This is a genomic window from Candidatus Desulfofervidus auxilii (assembly GCA_030262725.1).
Lineage (GTDB): Bacteria > Desulfobacterota > Desulfofervidia > Desulfofervidales > Desulfofervidaceae > JAJSZS01.
In genome coordinates this window covers 1-22976 of sequence record JAJSZS010000022.1, presented here as the reverse complement: position 1 = coordinate 22976, position 22976 = coordinate 1, and the positions used below count along the sequence as shown (strand labels likewise).

At 34.5% G+C, this 22976-nt stretch carries 21 protein-coding genes; 13 read left to right on the top strand and 8 right to left on the bottom strand.

Features of this window, described 5'->3' with window-relative positions:
• The 3 genes from LWW95_09955 to LWW95_09945 form a co-directional block, all read left to right on the top strand.
• The coding region (locus LWW95_09955; GenBank protein ID MDL1957347.1) for a hypothetical protein at positions 1 to 368 on the top strand (368 nt) is incomplete at its 5' end.
• Positions 369 to 723: 355 nt separating this feature from the next.
• Positions 724 to 1308, top strand: coding sequence for a hypothetical protein (locus LWW95_09950; GenBank protein ID MDL1957346.1), 585 nt, complete (start codon positions 724 to 726; stop codon positions 1306 to 1308).
• Between the two features lie 336 nt (positions 1309 to 1644).
• Positions 1645 to 1995, top strand: a complete 351-nt coding sequence (locus tag LWW95_09945) for a hypothetical protein (GenBank protein MDL1957345.1) — start codon at positions 1645 to 1647, stop codon at positions 1993 to 1995.
• A gap of 331 nt (positions 1996 to 2326) precedes the next feature.
• On the opposite strand, the gene LWW95_09940 is transcribed toward LWW95_09945, so the two are convergent.
• A complete protein-coding gene (locus LWW95_09940) occupies positions 2327 to 4957 on the bottom strand; it encodes a hypothetical protein (GenBank protein MDL1957344.1) in 2631 nt (876 codons plus the stop codon).
• 447 nt (positions 4958 to 5404) lie between these two features.
• On the opposite strand from LWW95_09940, the gene LWW95_09935 reads away from it, so the two are divergent.
• Positions 5405 to 5548 carry a hypothetical protein gene (locus LWW95_09935; GenBank protein ID MDL1957343.1) on the top strand — a complete coding sequence of 48 codons (144 nt, stop codon included), beginning with the start codon at positions 5405 to 5407 and terminating at the stop codon, positions 5546 to 5548.
• Between the two features lie 226 nt (positions 5549 to 5774).
• Positions 5775 to 6104: a helix-turn-helix domain-containing protein gene (locus LWW95_09930; protein MDL1957342.1), complete on the top strand. Its 330-nt coding sequence runs from the start codon at positions 5775 to 5777 to the stop codon at positions 6102 to 6104.
• Here LWW95_09930 and LWW95_09925 read toward each other — a convergent pair.
• Both LWW95_09925 and LWW95_09920 read right to left on the bottom strand, forming a co-directional pair.
• Positions 6093 to 6422 carry a hypothetical protein gene (locus tag LWW95_09925; GenBank protein ID MDL1957341.1) on the bottom strand — a complete coding sequence of 110 codons (330 nt, stop codon included), beginning with the start codon at positions 6420 to 6422 and terminating at the stop codon, positions 6093 to 6095. The two genes, LWW95_09930 and LWW95_09925, sit on opposite strands and share 12 nt — an antisense overlap.
• 134 nt (positions 6423 to 6556) lie before the next feature.
• Positions 6557 to 8098 carry a hypothetical protein gene (locus tag LWW95_09920; GenBank protein ID MDL1957340.1) on the bottom strand — a complete coding sequence of 514 codons (1542 nt, stop codon included), beginning with the start codon at positions 8096 to 8098 and terminating at the stop codon, positions 6557 to 6559.
• 140 nt (positions 8099 to 8238) lie between these two features.
• Between LWW95_09920 and LWW95_09915 the strand changes: the two genes are divergently transcribed.
• Positions 8239 to 10434, top strand: a complete 2196-nt coding sequence (locus tag LWW95_09915; protein MDL1957339.1) for a thrombospondin type 3 repeat-containing protein — start codon at positions 8239 to 8241, stop codon at positions 10432 to 10434.
• A 405-nt stretch (positions 10435 to 10839) separates the two neighbouring features.
• On the opposite strand, the gene LWW95_09910 is transcribed toward LWW95_09915, so the two are convergent.
• On the bottom strand, positions 10840 to 11397 hold the full coding sequence (locus LWW95_09910; GenBank protein MDL1957338.1) for a hypothetical protein: 558 nt from the start codon (positions 11395 to 11397) through the stop codon (positions 10840 to 10842).
• 565 nt (positions 11398 to 11962) lie between these two features.
• On the bottom strand, positions 11963 to 12118 hold the full coding sequence (locus LWW95_09905; protein MDL1957337.1) for a hypothetical protein: 156 nt from the start codon (positions 12116 to 12118) through the stop codon (positions 11963 to 11965).
• 298 nt (positions 12119 to 12416) lie between these two features.
• Between LWW95_09905 and LWW95_09900 the strand changes: the two genes are divergently transcribed.
• Positions 12417 to 12713 carry a hypothetical protein gene (locus LWW95_09900; protein MDL1957336.1) on the top strand — a complete coding sequence of 99 codons (297 nt, stop codon included), beginning with the start codon at positions 12417 to 12419 and terminating at the stop codon, positions 12711 to 12713.
• Between the two features lie 253 nt (positions 12714 to 12966).
• Complete coding sequence (locus LWW95_09895; GenBank protein ID MDL1957335.1) at positions 12967 to 13935, top strand: radical SAM protein; 969 nt, start codon at positions 12967 to 12969, stop codon at positions 13933 to 13935.
• 221 nt (positions 13936 to 14156) lie between these two features.
• Here the strand turns inward: LWW95_09895 and LWW95_09890 are convergent, their stop codons facing one another.
• Positions 14157 to 14390 (bottom strand): Lrp/AsnC ligand binding domain-containing protein, encoded by a 234-nt coding sequence (locus LWW95_09890; GenBank protein MDL1957334.1) that lies wholly within the window; start codon positions 14388 to 14390, stop codon positions 14157 to 14159.
• A 921-nt stretch (positions 14391 to 15311) separates the two neighbouring features.
• Between LWW95_09890 and LWW95_09885 the strand changes: the two genes are divergently transcribed.
• The 3 genes from LWW95_09885 to LWW95_09875 all read left to right on the top strand — a co-directional run bounded on the left by LWW95_09885 (position 15312) and on the right by LWW95_09875 (position 19539).
• On the top strand, positions 15312 to 17645 hold the full coding sequence (locus LWW95_09885) for a hypothetical protein (GenBank protein ID MDL1957333.1): 2334 nt from the start codon (positions 15312 to 15314) through the stop codon (positions 17643 to 17645).
• A gap of 130 nt (positions 17646 to 17775) precedes the next feature.
• Positions 17776 to 18552 carry a class I SAM-dependent methyltransferase gene (locus LWW95_09880; GenBank protein MDL1957332.1) on the top strand — a complete coding sequence of 259 codons (777 nt, stop codon included), beginning with the start codon at positions 17776 to 17778 and terminating at the stop codon, positions 18550 to 18552.
• Between the two features lie 81 nt (positions 18553 to 18633).
• Positions 18634 to 19539: a hypothetical protein gene (locus tag LWW95_09875; protein ID MDL1957331.1), complete on the top strand. Its 906-nt coding sequence runs from the start codon at positions 18634 to 18636 to the stop codon at positions 19537 to 19539.
• Positions 19540 to 19561: 22 nt separating this feature from the next.
• Here the strand turns inward: LWW95_09875 and LWW95_09870 are convergent, their stop codons facing one another.
• Positions 19562 to 20035: a hypothetical protein gene (locus tag LWW95_09870; protein ID MDL1957330.1), complete on the bottom strand. Its 474-nt coding sequence runs from the start codon at positions 20033 to 20035 to the stop codon at positions 19562 to 19564.
• Entirely contained in the window at positions 20022 to 20162 is a 141-nt protein-coding gene (locus LWW95_09865) for a hypothetical protein (protein MDL1957329.1), read from the bottom strand. Before LWW95_09865 ends, LWW95_09870 begins: the two co-directional genes overlap by 14 nt.
• Positions 20163 to 20521: 359 nt before the next feature.
• Here LWW95_09865 and LWW95_09860 point away from each other — a divergent pair, with 359 nt between their 5' ends.
• Both LWW95_09860 and LWW95_09855 read left to right on the top strand, forming a co-directional pair.
• The gene (locus LWW95_09860; GenBank protein MDL1957328.1) at positions 20522 to 21874 is read left to right on the top strand and encodes a lamin tail domain-containing protein; all 1353 of its coding nucleotides are present in this window, start codon (positions 20522 to 20524) and stop codon (positions 21872 to 21874) included.
• A 217-nt stretch (positions 21875 to 22091) separates the two neighbouring features.
• The gene (locus LWW95_09855) at positions 22092 to 22820 is read left to right on the top strand and encodes an endonuclease/exonuclease/phosphatase family protein (GenBank protein ID MDL1957327.1); all 729 of its coding nucleotides are present in this window, start codon (positions 22092 to 22094) and stop codon (positions 22818 to 22820) included.
• The last annotated feature ends 156 nt before the right edge of the window (positions 22821 to 22976 follow it).

Below are 22976 nucleotides of genomic sequence, written 5' to 3'. Positions count from 1 at the left end.
TTAAATGTCCTGGAAATTTTAGAAGGAAGAGGAGGAAATTTAATGTGAATGCTTGTGCCGATAAATATTTGAGAAGAGAGATAGAGGTATTAAAGCCGTCTCTAATCATATGTGTTGGAGGTATGGCTAGTTCTTGGATTTTAAGGAACTATGAAGATTCTCTGCATCCCACCCTTCGTGTAAAGGATTGGAGAGAGAGGCTTTGGCTACAGATTTTGGGAAATATAACTAGTATTCAAATTGGAGGTTGGACAGCCAAGATAGTTTTCCTATTTCATCCCAGTGAACGGAGTGGTATAGGTTGGTTCATAGATAGAAAACAGAAAAATATTATTGAAAAACTCGTAGAAGAATATAAAATAATATAGTATAGTTTTACCAATCTCTGAAGTATCAGTGTTTCTTAGACACAAAGTTTTGGAAGATCAGAGATATGCCCAATAGTGTTTATGCTTTCTCCAAATAGATATATGATGCATCTTGCAGAGACATTTAGTTATTCTTTACCCTTCCATATCTTTTGATGGGAATTTAGGGAAAATTATTTCTGTGAAGACTTGGAATAGGTATTTGGTTGAAGGTTGAGAGGGTCTGTTGAGGATTGAAAAGTGGATTCTTTTATAGTTATTTATATAACAATCAAAAATTTTTTATAGACTAGTTATATATCTAGATTGTGATGGTATGTTAATTAAATATCTGCTTTCAAGGTTTGGAGGTTCGGTGGTTACTAGAGGTGAGGTTGAGGATGTTTGTAAAAAGTTTAAGGCTAATCCTAGGAATACGATAAATTATATGATAACTTATGGTTATTTGGTTAGGATTCTTAGGGGTTTATATTATGTTAAGACTTATGATGAGTTTAAGTTTGAGAAATCTATGGATGTTTATAGGTTGATTTTTCTTGGGATGGATAGGCTTAAGATAAACTGGTATTTTGGTTTATATACAGCTTTGCTTTTAAACGGTTTATCTCATGAATTTTTTGGAACTATATTTGTATTGAATAATAAAATATTTAGACCGAAGGAAATAGTTATTGGGGGTGAAAAAGTTAAGTTTATTAAGTTGAAGAATAAGCTTTTCGGATTTGGAGTTGTAAGTAAGAATTCTTTAAGATTTTCTGATCCCGAAAAGACTGTTCTAGATTTTATCTATATATTTAGATATAGGGGGGTGGCTGAGGAGAGGATAATTTCTATGCTTGAAGACTATTCTAAGAGTTTAGAGAAGAGTAAAGTTAAGGCTTATTTGAAGTTTTATCCAAAAACTGTTTCAAGGGTTGTTGAGAATGCGGGAATTATCTGAATTTGTCTCGTTTGTCTCCAGGAAATCTGGAGTTAAAATGTTAGTTTGATAGAGAGCGATATAATTCTTCATAGAATGTTGAAGGAAATATATTTCTCAGAGTTTAGTGAAAAACTATCTCTTTAAAGGAGGAAGTCTATTCATAGTTAGACTTCCTAAAGAATTTGAGAATTCCTCGAAGGGATTTTTAACAATCCTGAGAAGAATAGCAACTTTGGCCTGTGAAAGAAGGTTATAGGGACATAGTATAGTACTTGTTTCTAGAAACATTATAGGTTAACTATATAGAGTATCTTTATTGTAATCTTTAAATACTGTTTTGTATATCATTTTATTATGGTGTCATATGTTTATTTGGATGATAGGTTTATTGAATTGCCTTATAGTTTCTTTGATATTGTTGACTTGTTTAGTAGGGATTGGTTTGGGCCTTTTAGACTTGTTGAGAATCTTATTAGAAGGATTCTTGGAAATATATTGGATGTGAAGCTTTATGCCTCATATTTAAATTTTAGAAAAAAGATGTTTATAGTGGAGTATATAGTTAGGTTTGAGGATAGAGGTCATAGTGAAAGGATTGGAATAAAAATAATATGTGCAGAAGATCCTAGAACAGCATTAATAGAATACTATAGAGCGGAGAAAAGAGGTAAAGTTAAAAGATATTTAACAGGTTTATCTTTATAACTCTTAATGAAACTTGTTTAGATAATAGATTTTAGCCATATATCGTTTTGTCAGCATCATTGAAGAATTTTTGACTAATCCTTTCCATCATATTCTTTGTTCCTAATGGTGATTTTGTCCAAAGAGTATTTCTCCACTTGGATGCAGCGCTACATTATATCCGTCAATACTCTATCGATTCTCACGTATGTAAAAATATCTGAAAGTAGATACGTAAATATAATACCGTCAATCCACATATGAAAATATATATGATTTTCCTTACATCATACTTACCAGTCTTTTAATCATAATGTTAAATCCCCTATATTAATACACTAGAAAATGTATATTATCCTGATTTTACATGTCTATCTTTTGGTATTTTATGTAATTTAGATTTAAGTATAAAGTTTTTATAAACAATTATCAGTATCATTAATACTATAAACATAACCACCACGATACCTAATAAGTTACTATTCACATTTTGTTTTTGCATCCATTGAGCTCTAAGAGTTACAGGGCCTTCCACTTTTATAATTATTTTACCATCTTTTGTTTTTTCATCAATAATATGTGCTGAGCCAGAAACTATCTCAAATCCCTGAAAAATGAATTCACCAGCTTCATTTTTTACTAGAGTTGGAGTTATTTGTATAACTACCGTTTCTCCCTTCCTATACCATCCCTTTCCTTTTATTTCACCATATTTCGAAATCACTGTCACCAAATATTCTTTATGATATATTGCAATTAGCGTTGTTGAATCATTAACCATTATTGTTCTTCGATAATCTCTACAATCATCGTTCCATTTTTCAAAAACATACCTAGTGTTGCTGTAATTTATGTAAGGAATTATCTCGATAATATGTTTTGAGCCTTTTTCCCATTCAAAAATATTACTAAAATTATATGTTTTTCCATCAATCAATATTGTTAATCCTTCAGGTTCGGTGGCAATTTTTATTGTTACATTTTCGCGATAATCTATGTAGTTCCATTCACTTTCTATTTTCTGGTTTAAATCATTTATGCTTATCTTTACTTTATATTTCCATAATCCATACTCATTAAGCCTAAGCGAATATTCTAATATTCCAGGATATGCTACGTAACGAGTAAAGATACTTTTGTTTCCACTTGGAGAAATCAATTCAAGACATGCTTCAGCTTTAACATAGGGATCTAATTTCATTTTTATTATAACTTTATTCCCTTCTAAGCTATGCATCAAGTTAATATTAAAGGGAGACATGTTAAAATACATGTCTAGATGATTTTTAAATAACATATAATAGCTTTTAAATAAATCACTTTGTATTGGATAACCCCATTTCGACTTAAACATGTCCGAAAGATCTTCATTAGCCGCTGCACTTATCATTGCAGCCCATACTGTGGCTTGCTCTTCTTCACTACTTATTTTAATAGGATATCGTTCTGAAGGTGGATAGAAAAGTCTAAAGAATCTTTTCATGAAGGTTAATCTTCCATATTTATTCTTCAAATATTTATTAATAGCTCCTACAACTTCAATTGATATATAAGAATAATTCTTGCCCTTAGATAAATAATTATTGAGAATTTTCTCCTCTTTAGGCCAACTATATTCCCATTTTAACCATTTTTTAATTGAATTTATTGCTAAATCACTGATTTCAGGAAACCTGTCTCGATGCTGGATAATATAATCTAGTGCATATACACCTAGAAGACTTGCTATATTTTCTGTATAAGGTTCTTTGATTCCTGGTTCACCAAATATCTGATAATACTTTATACTTGCCCCATGAAAATTGTGGCCAAGTTCATGGCCATAAACTATCCACATATAGGTTAGATCAGAAAGCCAAGCATCTTCACTAATTGTAATCGGATTACCTGACCAGGCTCCTCCCCTTGCACCTTTTTCTATCGTAAAATACTGAATTTTCCCATCATTTGGATCATATCCATATGCATCTATCATTATATTATACATGGCATTTAACACAGCGCACAGCGTATATTTTTCAGCAGTTTCTTTAAAATAGGTTGGAGCAAGAATTTTTATTCGGCCACAATCTATTTTTACTCCCTTGATTATCCACTCATTACCAACTCCAACTATATCTACAGCTTTCCACCTATTTATTGAAGCTACTGCTTTAAATGCAATTCTAGCTCCTTCAGGAATATGTTCCAAAGAAACTTTAAATTTAGCTATACCATTTTGCGGCTTAGTTTCACCAATATATATCCATTTTTTCACTTCAAAAAATCTTCCAACTGTTGTCTTAAAAGCATAAAATATTTTTACATTATCTACATTAAGTGAAACATTTACATGTATTATCTCATAAGTACTTAAGGCATTAAAGGGGGTAGGAAATACTATTTTTACACTTATTTTAGGTTTATTAATAGTAAAAATACCACAAGTGTTAGAACCTATATCAGTATAATCTATATTGTCAATATTTACTAATGTTTCTGAAATCCACTTTGTTTTATTACCTAAAAAGTAAAGATATTCATTATTTAAAACAACATATATTGTGTTCTCTTCAATACATATAGCATTTTCATCAAGAACAAGTTCATGTTGATGGGTCTCTTCATTTATAAGCCAACCACTCCAACCATATTTAGGTCGATAAACTACCTCAAGAGTATAATCATTTCCCATTCCTGCAAAATAATAGCCTGTTGACGAAGATAAGTCTATATCAAACCTCCATCTATAGATTAACCAGTTACAGCTTATTTTAGAAGGAATCAAGCCCTTAACAGTAATAGTCAGTATCAAATTATTTTCCTTATCCAATCCTATTTGAGAACTAATAATATCTATATAGTCGAAAGCAGCATCACCTTCATCATCCTTTAGAGTGGATAAAATGCTAAAAATTGGCTTAGATAAAGCATTACTTCCTATCGAAAAACAAATTAAAACAACAATTATTAAAATAAAAGTGATATTGCTTTGCCTTTTCATAATAGTATGTGATACCTATAATAATATATAAAATTTAGTTTTATCTAGGATCTAAAATAAGAGAAGCTATTAAAATATTGACTGAACTAAAGGATCGTATTGAAATAGAGATTAGATATGTGAAGAGAAGGGAGATAAGCCTACATGCAAAAACGTATAGTAATGAAGAGAAAGCTATAGTGAGTTCGGCAAATCTGTTATATCGGAGTCTTTGGAAAAATTTTGACCTCGGAATATATTTATATCAAATACCTTCAATACTTCAGCAAGCAATGGAGGAAATTTGGCAGCAAGCTCAACCATATAGGCTTAATTCTCTTACCTAGTATTTTAATGAAATTTGTTGAAACCTAAAAATAATCTTATATATTCTTAGGCTATCTATAATGTATGAAATTCCATAAAATAGTGCTCTACCGTATAATAAAGTTTCTTTTAGTTGAGGCTATGAAGGGTAAAATAGGTATGAATCTTTATAGGATATATTTAGCTCTTATGTATCCGGGTACAAATTTTACTGAAATGAGCCTAAAAGAAGAATTAAAAAATCTTGAGAGAATGAGGAGGAGAGAGAAGGAAAGGTTGCGATGACTGTAGTTGATACGAGTATCGTTGTAGAAAGATATGAGAAAGGAGAGAAGATAAGTGAAGAATATTGCGGAAACCTACACTTGTAGAATTTCCACCAATAATATTAGAAATTTTATGGGAGGTTTAGTACTCAGAAGAGGGGATGTTTGGTGAGGTTAAGTTAACATGGTTAACTTAAATTAATTAAGTATAAATAGTTGTACGTATATTTTTACTTGGGATGAAAATGAGTGATATAGAGTTGAGAGATGTTCTTGAAAAGATTAGTAAAAGGTATGAGATATTGGCTAATCCATATAGATTGCTGATATTGGCTATTCTTTATTCCAATAAAGAAGTTTCATGGAGTAGGTTGGTTGAATTCATAGAAGAGGTTTTAAAGTTGAAGGTAAATCCCAATGCTATAAATTTTCACTTAACAAGATTAATTGAAGCAGAGTTACTCACTAAAAGCATCTTGGGAAGAAATACTATCTATAAGGTAACCCCTAGGATCGAGGAGTTTAAAGGAGATTTGGAAGAAATAATTAAACTTTTAGAGACATTAAACTTTTAGAATGCACATTTTACCTCTCATGTCCACTACTTTTACATTCCTTCTGAAAATTTCCAAAAGGCGTAACGATATGTTTCTATCTATGTAGATCTTCGTCCCTTTTATTTTTCCGTCTTCCTCAACTCCATGCTGAATTAACTTTATCAATGCTTCCCCACTTCCAGTGAGGTCTGGCCCAAGAAGTATTATGTACCTTATCCTATGATTTGCAAGGACGTTCCTGATGAGATAGTTCGATCCATACGTCGTATAGAGATTTCCTATAACGCTGTACAGACTCCTGGGCAAAAGCTTTTGACAATATCCTTCTTCATCCACAGCGTACAGATATCTACGTTCTTTTTACGTTTCCAATTACGAGTTCATCCCTAAAGTATAGTGGCCACTCCATGTTACCAGCTTTCTTTATATATCACAGTAAAACTACTTTTATTTTCTACGTTGACTAGGATCTAACTTTCGGAACCGGTAAAACGGTCAAAAATTCGATTCACGACTTGCTCGTAGACTCTAAGGAATAGTAGAGCCAGAACTTCCTTAGTTGCTAACGCTTTCAACAAATCGCCGCTTACCGTGTCTGAGATCTCAATCTTGTACCAATACCTTTCCAAACTCAATGAGGTACCCTCTTCCTCGAAGGGGAAGGGTAAGAGTTTATCCCTGTTGGAAAGAACGAGCGTTGCAGCAACCTCGCTGGGAGACTCATCCAACCCTTTATTCTTTATAATCTCTTCAGCAATGGGTAAGTACAACTCTGCCAGTTCTTTCTCAGTGACCAAAACAGTTCTAGCAGTCTTTCCTACGGTATAATCCGTTAACTTTCTAACGGGTATTACACCATGCTCTACATCTTCTCTTGTCAAGTCTATCAGGGCCTGTGGAAATATTCCTAGTCTTTTGGCATCCTCTAGAGCTTGAAGTACAGCATTTTTCATTTCTTCTACCGAAGTTCTTCTTTTCACGAATCCTCTTCCATCAGGTAAGTCGAGGTACGTAAGCACATAAGGTCCTAGCGGTATTCTTCCATGTTGTATAACTTCGCCCAAGACCCAGCCTAACTTTCCCCTTTTCTCCAGAACCTCCACTGGATACTGTAGGTATTTACTCCCAACTTTCATTTCTATCATAGTCTCGATTGCCATAATAGGTGATCGAACGAGCCATATAAACGTTTTTAAGTAATTCAAAAGCCTTGCCTTTTCAACACCACGCTCCTTTAGTTTGTAGCTTATGTAGGTTAAAGGAGTAGAGATGGCCAGGTAGCTTGAAATTAAAGCTGACATAACGCTCAACGGATCATCTGGCCTTGATTTGTATAGGTACAATTGGAAAAGGAAAACGGGCAAGTATCCTCTCCAGAACGCTAAGTAACTCCTCCATGAGTCGGCTCCTTCAATCTCTAAGTTTTCCCTTGCTTTATGGGCAATTTTTCTCATATTTCTGTTGATAAGAAGGTTCAACCCATACCTCCACAATCGGTCTGGAACGTACCTTGCAATCCTTCCTAAACTGCGGTGCTTCCTACAATACTCGTCTTTTATTTTCTCAGCTATTCTCCAATTCCTCCCGATTACAAGCTCCTTTAACTCTGCTCTACTGATCTCTATGTCTTGGCGCTTAAGGTAAGATGACAACGCATCGTAAAGTCCATGCTTCTCTAGTACACGATTTAGAACTAATGGGTAAGGCGGTAAATTAGTAACGACCCACTTCATTTCGTCATCATCCAGCAAAAGGAAAGGCCGAAAGGTTACGGTTTCTATCGCAAAGCGTTTTGCGGCGTTTGGGTTAGAATATCTGAGTGTTTTGTAAGCTAAGTAAGCGGTTAACGCCTCTAAAGTTGCCTTGTACTCTGGTCTATCGAGGTTCAGAATAGAGTGAAGATACCTTGCCTTCGCTGTGGGTAACTTATGCCATGGAGTCGTTTTTATCGTATACAGAGCTAGACATAAGTCTCTCTCGTACATCGGGTGAAAGTCTACGGAATTTTTCATACTGAATCTTAATTGTGCGTGTTTATTTAAATTTATTACTAAATAATAGTAAATAAATTTCTAGAGAAGGTGAATCTTAACTACTACTTCGTAGTACAAAACTTTAAATACAAAAGATAATCAATTTTTAATTGAAAGCTATGCCTACGTTAGACCTTACTTACAGGCCTAAGCTTGATGTAAAAAATAAGGAACTTAGTAATAGAAAGTTTGGAATAGAGATAAGCAACACAGACCCACGTGCCAAAAACACGTTACGTAACGTAATCATAGCTTCTGTTGCAGCTGGTGTTGGAGGTATTGCTGGTTATTTAGCTTATTTAAATTATGTGAACAATAGAGACGTAGATGGCGATGGTGTAAAGGATGTTGTTGAGAGGGGATGGGGAACTGATCCAAACAAACCGAACTTGAACGTTTATGCAAGTAAGCACGAGATAAATGACGGGACGTTACTCGAATACTTGAAAAGAGTTGATGATACTCAGCAAGGGAGGGATTTGGTAAAAGTTATCAATGGTACGTTAAAAAATTATGAGGGTGTTAGGGATAGAATTCTAAAGCTAGTGGATGAGGTAACTTCCGACCATAGAGTAACGGAAGATGAAGTTAAAAAGATCAATGACATTGATAACGACGGTTTCGTGCAGGTAAAGGTTAATAGTGGTGAAATAACTGAAAGGGAAGTTGGTGGGAGCCCGTTCACTTACGATGGCATCCTTAGGTACGGTTTGGAAAGAGGCTTAAAACCAGATGAGAGAGCATGGACGCTAGTTAAGAAAGTCAACGAAACTACTGATGGGATGCTTACTACTGAAGCTCAACAGGCCATAGAAATCGTGGCAAGTTTGCCAGAAGATGCCAGAAACTATGAAGGTTTTGTTAGAATCGTTGAAAGTTTGTTTAACGATGGCGTTGATGCAAGCGATGTTGAAAAGCTTGACGCAGCAAAACTAGCTTTTGCTTTGCAAAAAAGAATTTTGGATTTGGGCTATGGTGAGAATGCAGCAAAACTAGTAGTTGAACAATTACTCAACTACGCTATGCAGAACCCAGGGAAGATGAAGGAATTCGTTAACGAGTTGTTAAATTTGGAGGATTATGAGCTTAAGGCTTTGGTTGATAGAGTTGTTGGTAAAGGAGAAAGCATTACAACGAGCGATTGGGATAGGGACGGAAAGAGCAACGTAACTGAAGCTGTTGACGATAAAACTAACATGTTTGACCCGACTAACAGCTTTAAAAAGTTGAACGAAGCAAGCATAGCTTACGTAGATAAGCTAGTAGCTTATAATGGTGAAAAGCTGTTACCACAGCTCTACGATGCTGGTTTGAAAGGCTTTTTAGAAGTTATACAGGAAAATCCAGAGATAATCGAAGGTTTGAGTAACAAGCAACTACACATAGGTACTTTGCTTACGAAGTTTGTTCCTGAATTGATAAAGAAGTATCCAAAGGACTTTAGGACTGCTATAGAGCAAGTTGAAATCGTTATTTATGGTAAGGGCTTTGATAAGGTGAAGGGTGAAGAATTCGTTTATGCCATGGTTCTTAAGCCGCATATCGAATTTTTGATGAAGCAGAGAGAGCTTGGAAGGATTGATAAGCCAGATGGAAGTATTGATATACTTCATATACAACTCTTCCACATAGATATAAAAACTGGCGAAAATTATTGGAACGCCTCTCCTGAAAAGAAACTTGAAGTCGCTATTAAGAACGTTACGCCTGACGAGTCTGGTAAATCTCCTGAGGAATGGCTCGCAGACAATTTCTGGATGGACTTTAACGATAAAGAAAGTGTGGTACACTTACGTATGCCTGGATACCCAGACGTGATGAAGAAGTACGATTTCATAGTAGGTGAGGCTTATGGGGTGGCTATCGGCTTAGATATAAACTGGGAAAAGTGTGCAGAGCAGTATAAGCTTAACTTGGATTACATAAGGGAGAAGTATGGAGATAAGATAGTGTTCTTAATAGGATATCCCTCTTACTTATCTGCAGATTGTATTAAAGAGAATGGAAGAGGAATAGTTCCGAACATGTCTGAGCAAACAGTTCCACGGTATACTGCACTACTCGGCTTATTAGTAGGTGAAAAAACCAGAGTTACACGTGCCATTTATCCTAGTGGTGGTCATATGCATGCTGAACCAGCAATCTGGATAGACAAAGAAGGAAGATGGATCTGCTTCTACGGCTGGATAACTTCAGACTATAAACTGGTAAATCCAGAAATCTTTAAAAGTGCCTATGAGGGAAAGCCTGTAAAACCAAAGTTAGAAATGAGTACCATTACTAAGGAGTATATAGAAATCGATGTAGGAAATTAAGCAAGTAATCGAATAAAGTTGAAGAGTTATCTTTTTGTATTGAACTGACGAACCCGTAAGGTGGATCACATAGATATTTTCCATCGGAAGTGATGTAGCCAGCAGGTTTACACTTCCCTTCACTTACTAGACAACAGTAGCCATCCTCACAATGCTCAGGTTTTTGGCAAGGGTCACATTCGCATATGTAATTACTTCCACCACAAGATTTTTCATCACACTTGGAATCTGAATCACACCATACTCCGTAGTAAACACAACCCTTTTCGATTTTACAATCCACACAACCAAAGCCCGGTGTGTCCGCTATGCATTCTCCATTTATCCAGAGAACGCCTGGTTCGTCACATAGATCCTTACTATAATCCCTAGAACTATAACTACAATCACCATAACAAAGGTTTGCTACTGAACCTTCACACCATCCAGTTTCCGGTGCTTTCTCGTCGCATTTGTTTGCTGCACCGCACGCAGATTCGCATTTAACGTTATGATCTTCATAACCACATGCATGCGCTTCGACTTGCTTTTCCCACTACACTTAACACATTTTCCTTCGCTTGCATCCCACTTGCCTTCAAATTCACCGTCGCAAAGAGGGTTCCATTTCAATTTACAAGTATCTCCATTACTACAACTCTTTTTCCATTTGGCTTCTTTTACATAACACTGACAAGTTTTTCCATATATACTACCCGTACATTGGACAGAGTTAGCATCATATACATCATATAATTGACCCGCTGCACAACCCAAATCACAACCACCAAGATCCCACATCCAATCATACACAACTACAGGCTCACTAACACAATCAATCCCCGAAGTACAGTTTCTACCAGATAAACATCTGTTGTAAAACGTTCCTTGAGAAAGATGACAACTCTCACTTATACTAACAGTCAACACAAGAAATGCTATTGCTAAATTTACAAGAAGTTCTAGTAGCTTCTTATGAACCATTTTAACACCCTTCTTAAACCCCTTCCATCTTTTCCACTACAGTATAAGATTTGATTGTCCTTTATCAAAAATATTCCATAATGAGTTGTATTAAGACTGCTACTATAGATCAAGTATGCGTCTATACCATCGATGGTAATAGTTCTTATACTTTCAACAATACTTTTAAAAATTTGTGTAATGTTATTCAAATACTGTTCTGCATGTACTGGACTAGAGAAAGTTAATTCCTGTAGGGAGTACCAACTCTCCTTTTTACGGAGGTATGTTCCACGAACGTATTTTATCGTATACACTTTTTCCTCGACTAACTCTGGTGGTTTAGTCATAAACATTACAGGCCGAATCTCTTCAACTGAAATTTTTCGTAAGGGAGAAAGAAAAGTAAAATCCAAGTACCAAACATCACAAGTCCTACGATCGAAAGTAAAGATAGAATCTTCCTCATGGGTATCTAAATATTTTTATGAGCAACGGCTCAAATAAAAGTATTTTCTAAGCTATTTGTTGTCTAGTTGAAAATAAACTAGTTTATTTTAATTTCTTTATCAAGAGTAGTGTTAATTTATTGTTTAAGAAGTAATACTAAATAATAGCAACCTATTCTCCATTCTCTTACTTTTCTATAGTCTTTCCTAAAATAAGGTAAAAGGACAGTAGAACTGAAAATTAGTTTTGGTTTCTTTTTCTTGACTGTTTGTATAACCTTCTCAACTTCCATCTCATCTAAAAATCGGGGGTAATGTCAAAATAATTACCTGCTATACCTCTATCTGTTATAAAGGAAACGTAGTTCGTGGTTACATATTCCCAAAAATCAAGTCCTCCCTCCTTGTGACGTTAAAAGTATAATCGATAGACCATTCTATTAAGCGTTTATACATTTCTCAATTCCTCCGAAAAAGTATTGGCAAGTTTACCGACAAACAGGAAAGCAATACAATTACTGTGAATAACTTTGTAATAAAAGTCTTTGTTTCAATGAATATATAACTAATCCCGATAAATAGGAAGGGTGGGTGCCTATCCTTGAAAAGTTAAGAGCTATTGCAGGGTATGCTCTTGCAATTCTACTAATTAGACACAAAGAGGAGACTAGAGGAGGAGAGTTGATAGAACTAGTATACTTAGCCAGTGAATTCGGTGAAAAGATATGGTTTATTAAGAAAGAGAATGTGAAGTTATCTAGTATGGTTTTAGAGATATTAGATCATTTTGAGATAAAAATGAGATGTTATTCTACGGATAAAGAACTTACTGATGAAGTTATAAGGATAGTTAGTCATAGGCTACAAATCATAGGAAAAAGATCTTAGATCTTTCACTAACAAGAGATTATATGAATAAGTTAAATATCCATATATGTGAAACCTAAAGTCTTTTCCTTATATAATATTTTATTTTACTTTTAATAGATAAGTATGGATTTTAACCTAAATGAAGCTGGTATCGAAACCTCCTTCAGGATGTAACGATTAATTTCTCTCCATTATTCATGGCTGGGTTTACTTGATTTATTTATAGGTTAGATTTATACGTATATATGTAGTTATAGGTAATGATGGTGTTATGGGTAGGTATTTGACTGTGGATCGGATTGAGTTTGCGGTTACATATTTATGTAATTCTAGGTGTAGGCATTGTTATTCTATTTGTAGGAGGGATTTATTTCCTCCATGTATTGATAGGTCGTTGGCTTTGGAGATTGTTGGTAGGGTTGGGGAGAAGTATAGGCCTGAGTCGATAATGACTTTCGGTGGGGAGCCTATGTTGTTTCCAGATATAGTGTATGCTATTCATAGAAAGGCTATGGAGGTAGGGATTCCTATAAGAGAAGTGATTACGAATGGTTATTGGTCGAACAGTTTTGAAGAGATTGAGAAAATGGCTGGAAGACTGGTGGAATCGGGTGTTAATAATGTTTTTATTTCTGTTGATGTTTTCCATCAGGAATATATTCCACTAAATATTGTTAGGAGGACTGCTGAGGCATGTTTAAATGCTGGTATTGAGAATGTTTCATGGGCTCCTTGTTGGGTTGTTTCAGAGGAGGATGATAATTGGTTTAATCATAGGACTAGGAAGATTTTGGAGGAGCTTGAAGATATACCTGTAAAGGATATAAGTGGCAATGTGTTGGAGCCGGAGGGATTGGCTTTGGTTAATTTAAGGGATTTTCTACCTCCGAGGAGAAAGATTCCTGAGGGGAGGTGTGGTGAGATACCTTATACCGATCCTCTTGATTCTGTGAAAAGTATATGTGTGGAGCCTGATGGGAAGATTACTGTATGTAAAGATTTTTATATTGGAAATGCAGCAGAGACCGACATTATAGAGCTTATAGAAAACTATGATCCGTTTAAGATTCCTGAGATGAGAGCGATAATTGAGAATGGTATGAAGGGATTGGTAGAATGGGCGAGGTCGAAAGGCATTGAACCGGATCCAAAGGGATATTACTCTATTTGCCAGATGTGCATTGATATTCGGAGTAGAGTAGATACTTTACAGAGAAACAAACATTTTAAAGAAAAGTGAGATTCATACTATAGAGCTATTCTACCCTTGTTTCTTAATTTTATTTCTATGAGAATGTTGCCGAAAGTTATATATCTCTTGCTCTTATGATAGCAGTTTGAATAGTGATTTCTTTTGATTTCGTTGATCTCATTAGGGTGATGGATAAAGTATTTAATCCCATTTAACGTCTTCTCTATCTATTTTTCTTATAAATGGATAGGGTAAAGAAGAAAATTTTATTAGATTATGGCTATGGATGTTACTGTGGATAGTACTCCATCTATTGAATGTATCTTTTTGACGACTTTGTCTCCGAGGTCTTTTAGATCTTTAACCTCAACTTTTGCAATTATATCGTATTCTCCGGTGACTGTATAGGCCTCTACGACTCCTTCAATTTTCTTTACATTCTCTAATACTTCGAAAGCCTTACCAACACTAGTCTTAATATGGACGAAACAAGTTATGGGCACAAATTACACCCAATATAATCATAATAATAGTTAAATATAAATTATCCTCTTAACTCTATACTCTTAACTAGTATTCTATATTATTGTTTAAAATTATTATGAGATTTCTCCTCATGTAAAGATAGGATATAGCTTATTTTAAATTGATTTATTTAATCTATCATTTCTTAAATATCTCGATATATTCTAGGAAGAACTGGTTTCATCAGAATTATACTTTTAGCAGCTGTTTCAAGTATTATAGACTTACTATAACTGTGAAATATTTGGGGATATTAGAAGAGTTTGATCTACTATTAATTACCAATATTTCTTCTAAATGATATTTCGATGAAATTATAGGGATGATAAGGAAAACCCACTAATATTTATACCTATAAAAGCAATATTCTCAGCCATGAAATAGAGGTATTAAGGTATAGCAAGTCATATAAAAATCTTCTTAGATATTTTGATTAATAATATTAATATTTATCACTTTTAAATTATCATTAATATTTAAATTAGAGAGAAGCGAATATCTCTTAGAAAATTTTGTTCTAAATGTTCCTAAGTTTTGATATGATCAAAATACTATATATCTTCCTTAAATGTTGGTAATTTACAGGTTTGGGTGCTCTTAACTTATCCTTCGGCTTAGGCTGAATGATGTTTAAAACTAAGAGATATGTATGTTTGGCATTAGGGGAGGGCTATACTTGCATTATTTAGATACTACTTCTACATCCTAGGAGTATTTAGAGATGAGTATAGTGGGGATGGCTTGCAATAAAAGTTGTTAAAATATAAACATTGGTATCTAAACCCAGTAACTATCACTGAAAACAAAGAAAAATTATATGCACAATAAAGCAAAAATTATATAACTTGCTGGGCTCAGATTTACATCTAAGATGAAGAAATATCGGGGATGATTTCATAATGATTAAAAGGTTTGTTGAGGGGTGTATACCTAAAACTGTATCCGCTGAGGCATTGGTGAGCAATCTCTCACTAAACTGTCATTATAGGGTTGATGGTATAGAGACAGGATCTCCGCTAAATAGGATTGTTTATGGGAATCTCACCATTAAATGCTATCTTCAAAGGGGCTGGTTCTTAGACCTTGACGCTGTGAAACTTGAAAATTTAGACCTTATAAGAAGCCATGGTAGGGGTATATTTCAGATGAAGAGTTGGGATTCGACTCTTAGAAAGAATGCGGTGACGCATTATTATCTTCATCCGCATGACTGCACATGCATAATAGTGTATCGCATATTCCATAGGCTTCCTGAAAGATTTAAGGAGATATTAAAGTTTAATGAGTTGATTAAAGGATTTGAGATTCGGGATCGCCTTCTTAAACTACATGATCAAAAAACATGCTTAATATTCGATACGGATGTCGACGTAAATGTTGATGAAGATAATGTTGAATTTTCAGTTGAGGGTAAGAGCTATGGATATGTCATTTGCATCGGCGAATCTGTCAAGGAGATAAGAAAAACGATTTCGGTCTCGGTTTCTTTAGAGCCCGATATCACTCAGCCAGGCGCTTATTTGATAAAGGATGATGAAGCCGAGATTAAACTGAAGATAAAGGGTCCGCCAAAAGACTTGGATTCTGCGGAAATAAGTCTTTATGGACTAACAAGTCTAAAGTGTAAACTCCCCCGTAAAGACGGTGAATACCAATTAACTATTAAATTTACTCCCAAACACTTAGGCATAATCCCCCTCCTAGTCTTAGTAAGGGGAAGAGACTTCCTACACTTTTCCATCTTTGATATTCTGGTACTTCCTGTAGTCATTACTTCTCCGGATCAACGCTTTAACGGGGTCTTTGTGGAGATAATTCGTTCAATGCTTCAGAGAAGGATTTTCAATGTAATTCCGGAAGAGGATCCCAGAGGGGAGATGATTTATCATCATGGATTTTGGCCCAGAAATATTTATGCCTACGACCTCTTCTGCTTCGGATTTAAGGATTTGGGCATCAAGATGATCAAGACATATGGGTATCTCATGGAGAAATATCGATTTCTCTTTGACTCATACTCTCTTTATGGACAGGAGGTATTCTCAAATCCGCTCGTCTCGATCTCAAATGACGGCGTAGGATTCTATTTACTCCAAGCAGGCAAGATCCTCCTGAGGAAGCCGGAGATCTTCGATGAAGACCTTAAGAGGGGTGTAGAGAAAGCTATAACATGGCTGAATTATGCTACTCATTGGAATGGCTTAATCTTCGACAAGACAGAGGCAGTCGATCACTGTAGATCCGAAAGGCTTGCGGGAAATCCCTACACGCAGAGCATATGCGTGGCTGGACTAAAGATAATATCTAGGGCTTTAGAGGAATGTGGAGAAAGGGAAATGAGCAGAAAGGCGTGGGAAATCTATGAAAGACAACTCAAGGGATTCATGAAGCTCTATGGGGAGCTCGGCTATATCAGAGACTTAATATATGAGAAGGCAGATAAGCCACGTCTCTCCACATACTCTATGCCAGCACCAGGATGCTTTCTTCTAGATCCAGAAATAGAAGAAAATAATCTAATGGATCTAATATCTGAAACCATGAGAGTAGTAAAGAATCAATGTGTAGAACCAGAGAATCGGTGGGCTATAACAGGAGGAACAGGTAAGATAGGTTTGAGCTATGCCCAGCTCGGCACGGCAGCAGCCCTTCTAAACCTAGATGCTATTGATGATGCATGGAAAGTCTTGAATGAAATCTTAAAGTATGCGGAATCTACGAGCCTAAAATATATTCTTCCTGAGACAGTGGTGCTTAAAACCCATATGGAAGATTATAAAAAGGTGAGGGAGAAACATAAAAGGATCGCTCCATGGCTATATAGTGACAAGACTGAAAGGCTTCCAGGATGGCCCTGTAATCCGGGAAACCTGATACATATGAGTTACTACCTCTTTGTTGTAGATCTAATATGCGGGATATCTCACAGAGAAGATAAGATCCTTATTAGACCGAAAATTCCATCTGATTGGGATACCTTCTCGGTAAAGAATTATCCTACCAGATATGGGTCAATAAGCTATGAGTACAAGCGAAAACGTGATGAAATAAGGCTGATATTAAAGAAGCCGCCAGTATCAGCTGATGTAATAATTGAGAAGGAGGGACAAATAGGCAGGGTTCTAATGGACAACAAAGAAGTATACTTTAGGATCCTCGAAAGTAATAGAAGGAGATATGTAAAACTATACATTCCAAAAGAGATAAAGGTGGCTGAGATAATTCTCACTTAAGTAAATAAACTGCTAACTAGTCAGTTATTTTAGAAATATGTGAATCTTATTTAGTATTATGAGCGATGAGAAGTGCTTGGATAATTAATATATAGTTGTCTTAAATTTGTTTTGAGTAACGGTGAGATATGTGGATAAGGGTTTATTGGACTATCTTTGTTGTCCAGTGTGCTATGGAAGTCTTCATCTTAAGGTTGAAGAGGTTTGTGGTGATAAGATAGTTGAGGGAAAGCTTCTTTGTGGTTCTTGTGGTAGGATATATGAAATCCGTGATGGGATTCCGAGGATGATTGCTAGAAATTTTCTTGGATTTAATAATAGGTTGCAGAGGATTTTTTATGATTTTTATGCATCACTTTATGATAGAGTTGAGGGAAGATTTGCCAGTCTTTTAGGTTTTTGTGAAGAAGAGTTGCGTAATAGAGTGGTTTCTGCTATGAATATGGAGAAAGGAGACAATGTTCTTGAGGTATGTATTGGAACCGGCTCCAATGTTCCCTACTATAGGAAGTATACTGATGGTCTTATAGTTGGGATTGATATATCTGAGGAAATGTTAAAGATATGTTTAGATAAGGTTAAAAGATATGGATGGAGAAATATTGAATTAATTCAGAGTTGTGCTGAATATCTACCATTTAAACCAAATATTTTTGATAGAGTTTTGATAGGGGGAGCTATATCTTATTTTAGTGATCCGGGGAGAGCTCTTAGAGAAGTAGGGAGGGTTGCTAAACCTCTGGCCAAAATAGTTATCTATGAGCAGATTACAATTCTAGAAAAATTGATGAAGAAAGATTTGCTACCTCTAAAAATAGCTCCCAAAGAACTTGTTTTAATAAAACATACATATCTATTTAAACGACATTTCTATTTAACCGAATTTATTAAGCAAAGATCCTCATAAGAATCATTGTTATTTAAATAGCTGACTACATCATTTATTTTAGGAAAAGTTAATATTGTTCCCTCCTTTAGATTAATCATTATGAAAATTAGGGGGATAGTGTACTTACATACATCTATGGGTTGGTTTAAAAAGGATTTTAATAGGATAGAGAACGAACTTAGAATGATGCGGGATGAATTGTATGCAAATGCTGTGAGACTTGAGGGAACCGGCATAACATTATGGAAGATTACTGAAATTGCTATGAATGAGGGATTACAGGTATGGGCTCATCCAAAGGTTGATGATGTTGTTCCAAGGTCAAAGTTTGTCAATATATATAGAGATTTTTCTAAAAGGGCTGAAGATTTTGGAATAGATGTTTTAATGATTGGAAATGAGTTAAGTTTAGAGGTAAATTTGGAAAGTGATAGGACATTTAGTTATGTTGAAAGATGTCTTGATATGGAGAGATATGTGCATAAACCGTTAAGAGAAAAAATGGATAGTTTTATTGATTTTATAGCTGAGCTGGTGGAGATTTCAAGAAAACATTTTTCTGGCAAAATAACCTATGCTGCAGGTTCCTGGGAATTCGATCTCATAGACTGGGAAGATATGGATATAGTGATGTGTAACCAGTTTCTGTATTCTCAGACAAAAGATAACTATTTAGATTTGTTATTAAAGATGAAGAGTTTTGGGAAACCTGCAGTATTAAGTGAAATCGGATTTCAAACAATAAATAGGGCGTTTGAGGCAGGACCTATCTGGTGGTATCCGAGGAAGCATGAAGTTGAGTATGATGAGGAAGCACAGGCGAGATGCTTCGAAATGAATTTTAAATTTATTAGAAAAGCGGATTTGAATGGTTGTTTTATCCATGAATGGGATGAGAATGAGATCGCTGGGAACGGAGACCTTGGTTTTGGAATAATGAGAATGAATGGAACACCTAAAAAATCATTTTATACGATTAGAAATTTTTATAAGAATTGGAAATAGGTAAAGGCTTAATAACATTGCATCAATAAAGTTTTTTAAATAGTTTTTGATGATCCATAACGTTTTCAATACTATATCCATGTTCTTTTAGAAATTCTACTAGATTTTTATCCATCGTTAAGAATATCATTTTATTCTCAAGCGATGAAGCATATAATAGGTTATCTATATTATCTCTATGTCCCAACATTCTTAATTTAAATGCTGTTAAAACGGCTTGGGAAGAAGGTGTTATCCACTCATAAAAACCTGACTCTAAAAGGGATTTCACGGCACTATCTATAATGTCTTTAACATCTACTTTATATTTCTCAACCATCCTATGTACTTTACCGATGATTTCTATCCATGTTACAGAGAGACAATAAAATTTTACCTTACCTTCAATTCCAGCTATCTTCAATTTTATAATATCTTCCTCCCCTAATCCCTCTACTTCTATCCCAAAGCTAGGTAGAATATAGGTGGAGTCAAGCAATATTTTAATATAATTCATTTTGCATCATCTCTGATTCTTTCTCGAACTCCTCTACAGTGGTCTTAGCCCATTTTCTTATCTTAAGAGCTAGGGTTAGGGGATTTGGAATAAACTCTAAAATAAGCCTCCTATCTTCTACTTTCATTAAAACTCTATCCCCCTCATTTATATCTAACATTCGCATAACATGCTTGGGAATATATATAGCCCCCCTTCTCCCAACCCTCGATATAATTATTTGTGTCATAAATTATCAGATAATATATTAATTTCAGAAAATATATAATTTTCTGATAAATCTCCAAAGTAAGACAATTCTGAATCGATAAAAAATAGTAGAAAATTGTATGAATTATGACATAAGGATTGAAATTGATGAGTAAGACAAAATTTTATATAACTTTTTTAGAAATATAAATGGTGATCAAAATAGCAATAAGAAAAACTGGTTTCTATACTATATTTTTGATCCTATTTTCATCTATTTTTTATTTTAATGTAAATATGAAGTCTGAATCAGGACATATTGTAATAAATGAATTTGAACTAAATCCTCCAGGAAATGATAATTACTTAAGTGTTGAAGAATGGGTAGAGCTTTATAATCCTACATCAACTGATATTGATATTAGCGGCTGGACCCTCTCAACAACTCATGGGAAAACTGTTACTGTTTATATACCTCAAGGTACCGTGATCAAAGCACATGGCTATTATGTTTATAGTCGTGGGTCCCAGTGGCTTGATAATGATGATGAGTCAATTATATTACGAGACTCTAATGGAAATGAGATTGATAGGACTCCTGTAAAAAGTGATAATGAAAATGATGACAGAACCTGGGCAAGGTATCCTAATGGTAAAGATACGAATTCGGATTCAGATTGGCGATTTCAGTTGTCTACAAGGGGATCTTCCAATGGTGGAGAATCTAATCCGCCTCCACAACCGCAACCCCCTACTTCATCCTCTACCTCAAAGTTTGCAGAAGTAGATACAGTTGCAACTGTTTATAAAGTAGTTGATGGAGATACCTTCGACGCGTTTCCAGTGGGTAGGATTAGACTCGCCGATATAAATACTCCGGAAAAGGGAGAGCCTGGCTATAGTGAGGCCAGGGACTTTTTAAAATCGTTGATATATAATAGACAGGTATATCTAGACGTTGATGATATCAATGTTATGGATAAATATAATAGATTAGTTTGCCTAGTCTATATTAAACATAATTCAACACATCTTCTAAATGTAAACTTAAAGCTCCTCTTAGAAGGCTATGCAGAAATTAAAGATTATCCAAACGAATTTAACCCTACAAGTTGGACACTCTTTGTCCGTTATTCTTCAATCGACTCGTTAAAGGACAATGATAAACTTTTATCAGACTATTTAAAAATAAAAATGGATTATAAGAAATTAAGTGAAAAATACTATGACTTATTAGAGAATTATACTGTTCTAGAATACGAATACAATTCTCTACTATCAAAATATAACATACTCGCAGACAAATTTAACATTCTATCAAAAAATTATAGTAGTTTAGAAAACGAGTATAATTTATTAAGAAACCAGTATGATGAACTTCAATTAAACTATACTTATTTAAAGAAAAATCATGATTCTCTGAAGGATCGGTACAGTAGTTTAGAAATTGAATATTCTAGTCTAAAAAATGATTATAACAATTTAAGTAATAGATATAATCTTTTAGAGTCTAAATGTAAGTCCCTGGAAGAAGAGAATTATAGATTATGTATAGTTTTCGCGATAATTATAACTATAGTAACAATGGTAATGATAATTATCCTAATAAAATATAAGAATATGAAAAATATTCCACCACCTCCACCATAAAATATAACTCTATTGAATACTGAGACAATCCTACCATTATGTTTTAGAACCTTTATGTCATTATAGAATAAACGTTTCGAGCAATGTAAAGAACCTAATTAAGTAAAATAATTTAATGCTAATGTAGTGTATCAAGGCTTTATCAATTAACTTATAATTGAAATTAAGGAAGTTAAAATATTTATGTTGGGATCATATATGTTTTGGATGTGAAATTATGATTAGTATTGCTTATAATGTTAGGGGTTGGGGTGGTTGGCCTTCCTTTAAGGGATTGGATTTCTCTGAGATTGGAAAGATGTTTGCTGATGCATTGGGTAGATATAATCCTGATATTATTACTTTTTCTGAAGCCCCCTTATGTTCCATTGTTGATGTTATTGCTAGTAGGCTTGATATGAATGTCTTTGTTTTTCCAAGTTCTTGGTGTTATCATGGAGTACTTTTAACAAAATATAGGGTTTTGGATGTTAAAGGTTTTTCCTTTAATAAAGATTATTGGACTAGAGATTTGTTTAGTAGACATGGAGGTAGATGTATTATTGAAACAGATTTGGGTAAAGTTGTCTTATATAGCTTACATCTATATCCTGATCCTAATTCTAGGAGACATGAAGGTGAGGTTTCAGAGGTATTGAAGATCTTAAAAAATGATTTAAATCTTCCAATATTATTGCAGGGAGATTTAAACCATGAACCCATTCATAAAGCATATAAGAAATGGTTGGAGATCGGGTTGGTTGATGCATTTGCTAGAGCTGGTATTGGAAAGGAAAATACTTTTAAATCAGATAATCCTAAACAACGCATCGACTATATTTTTATTCATGGCTATATAGTAGATCATTTAATTGAATGCCGTGTTTTAAACAATTATCCATTTACACCTGGAAAAAATGGATTAGCTTTAAGCGACCATCTACCAATCATGGCTATCTTCAAATAAAACTTAAAAAATATCATCATTTCTTCAATTTATATCCCTTTTTATTAATACTGTTACTATTCTATCTTCTGATAAGCAATAATAGCTTAATTTAACTGGTATATATTTGACGATAAAAGAATGTTTAAATTTGTTAATAGACATAATTATTATGGG

Bases quoted from the DNA above. Each gene is read 5' to 3' on its own strand.
- LWW95_09860 (MDL1957328.1), top strand. From the start codon at position 20,522: ATGAAGTCTGAATCAGGACATATTGTAATAAATGAATTTGAACTAAAT.
- LWW95_09870 (MDL1957330.1), bottom strand. From the start codon at position 20,035: ATGAATTATATTAAAATATTGCTTGACTCCACCTATATTCTACCTAGC.
- LWW95_09910 (MDL1957338.1), bottom strand. From the start codon at position 11,397: ATGGTTCATAAGAAGCTACTAGAACTTCTTGTAAATTTAGCAATAGCA.
- LWW95_09875 (MDL1957331.1), top strand. From the start codon at position 18,634: ATGAAAATTAGGGGGATAGTGTACTTACATACATCTATGGGTTGGTTT.
- LWW95_09930 (MDL1957342.1), top strand. From the start codon at position 5,775: ATGAGTGATATAGAGTTGAGAGATGTTCTTGAAAAGATTAGTAAAAGG.
- LWW95_09905 (MDL1957337.1), bottom strand. From the start codon at position 12,118: ATGGAAGTTGAGAAGGTTATACAAACAGTCAAGAAAAAGAAACCAAAA.
- LWW95_09920 (MDL1957340.1), bottom strand. From the start codon at position 8,098: ATGAAAAATTCCGTAGACTTTCACCCGATGTACGAGAGAGACTTATGT.
- LWW95_09865 (MDL1957329.1), bottom strand. From the start codon at position 20,162: ATGAAAGTAGAAGATAGGAGGCTTATTTTAGAGTTTATTCCAAATCCC.
- LWW95_09935 (MDL1957343.1), top strand. From the start codon at position 5,405: ATGAAGGGTAAAATAGGTATGAATCTTTATAGGATATATTTAGCTCTT.
- LWW95_09895 (MDL1957335.1), top strand. From the start codon at position 12,967: ATGGGTAGGTATTTGACTGTGGATCGGATTGAGTTTGCGGTTACATAT.
- LWW95_09885 (MDL1957333.1), top strand. From the start codon at position 15,312: ATGATTAAAAGGTTTGTTGAGGGGTGTATACCTAAAACTGTATCCGCT.
- LWW95_09945 (MDL1957345.1), top strand. From the start codon at position 1,645: ATGGTGTCATATGTTTATTTGGATGATAGGTTTATTGAATTGCCTTAT.
- LWW95_09915 (MDL1957339.1), top strand. From the start codon at position 8,239: ATGCCTACGTTAGACCTTACTTACAGGCCTAAGCTTGATGTAAAAAAT.
- LWW95_09855 (MDL1957327.1), top strand. From the start codon at position 22,092: ATGATTAGTATTGCTTATAATGTTAGGGGTTGGGGTGGTTGGCCTTCC.
- LWW95_09940 (MDL1957344.1), bottom strand. From the start codon at position 4,957: ATGAAAAGGCAAAGCAATATCACTTTTATTTTAATAATTGTTGTTTTA.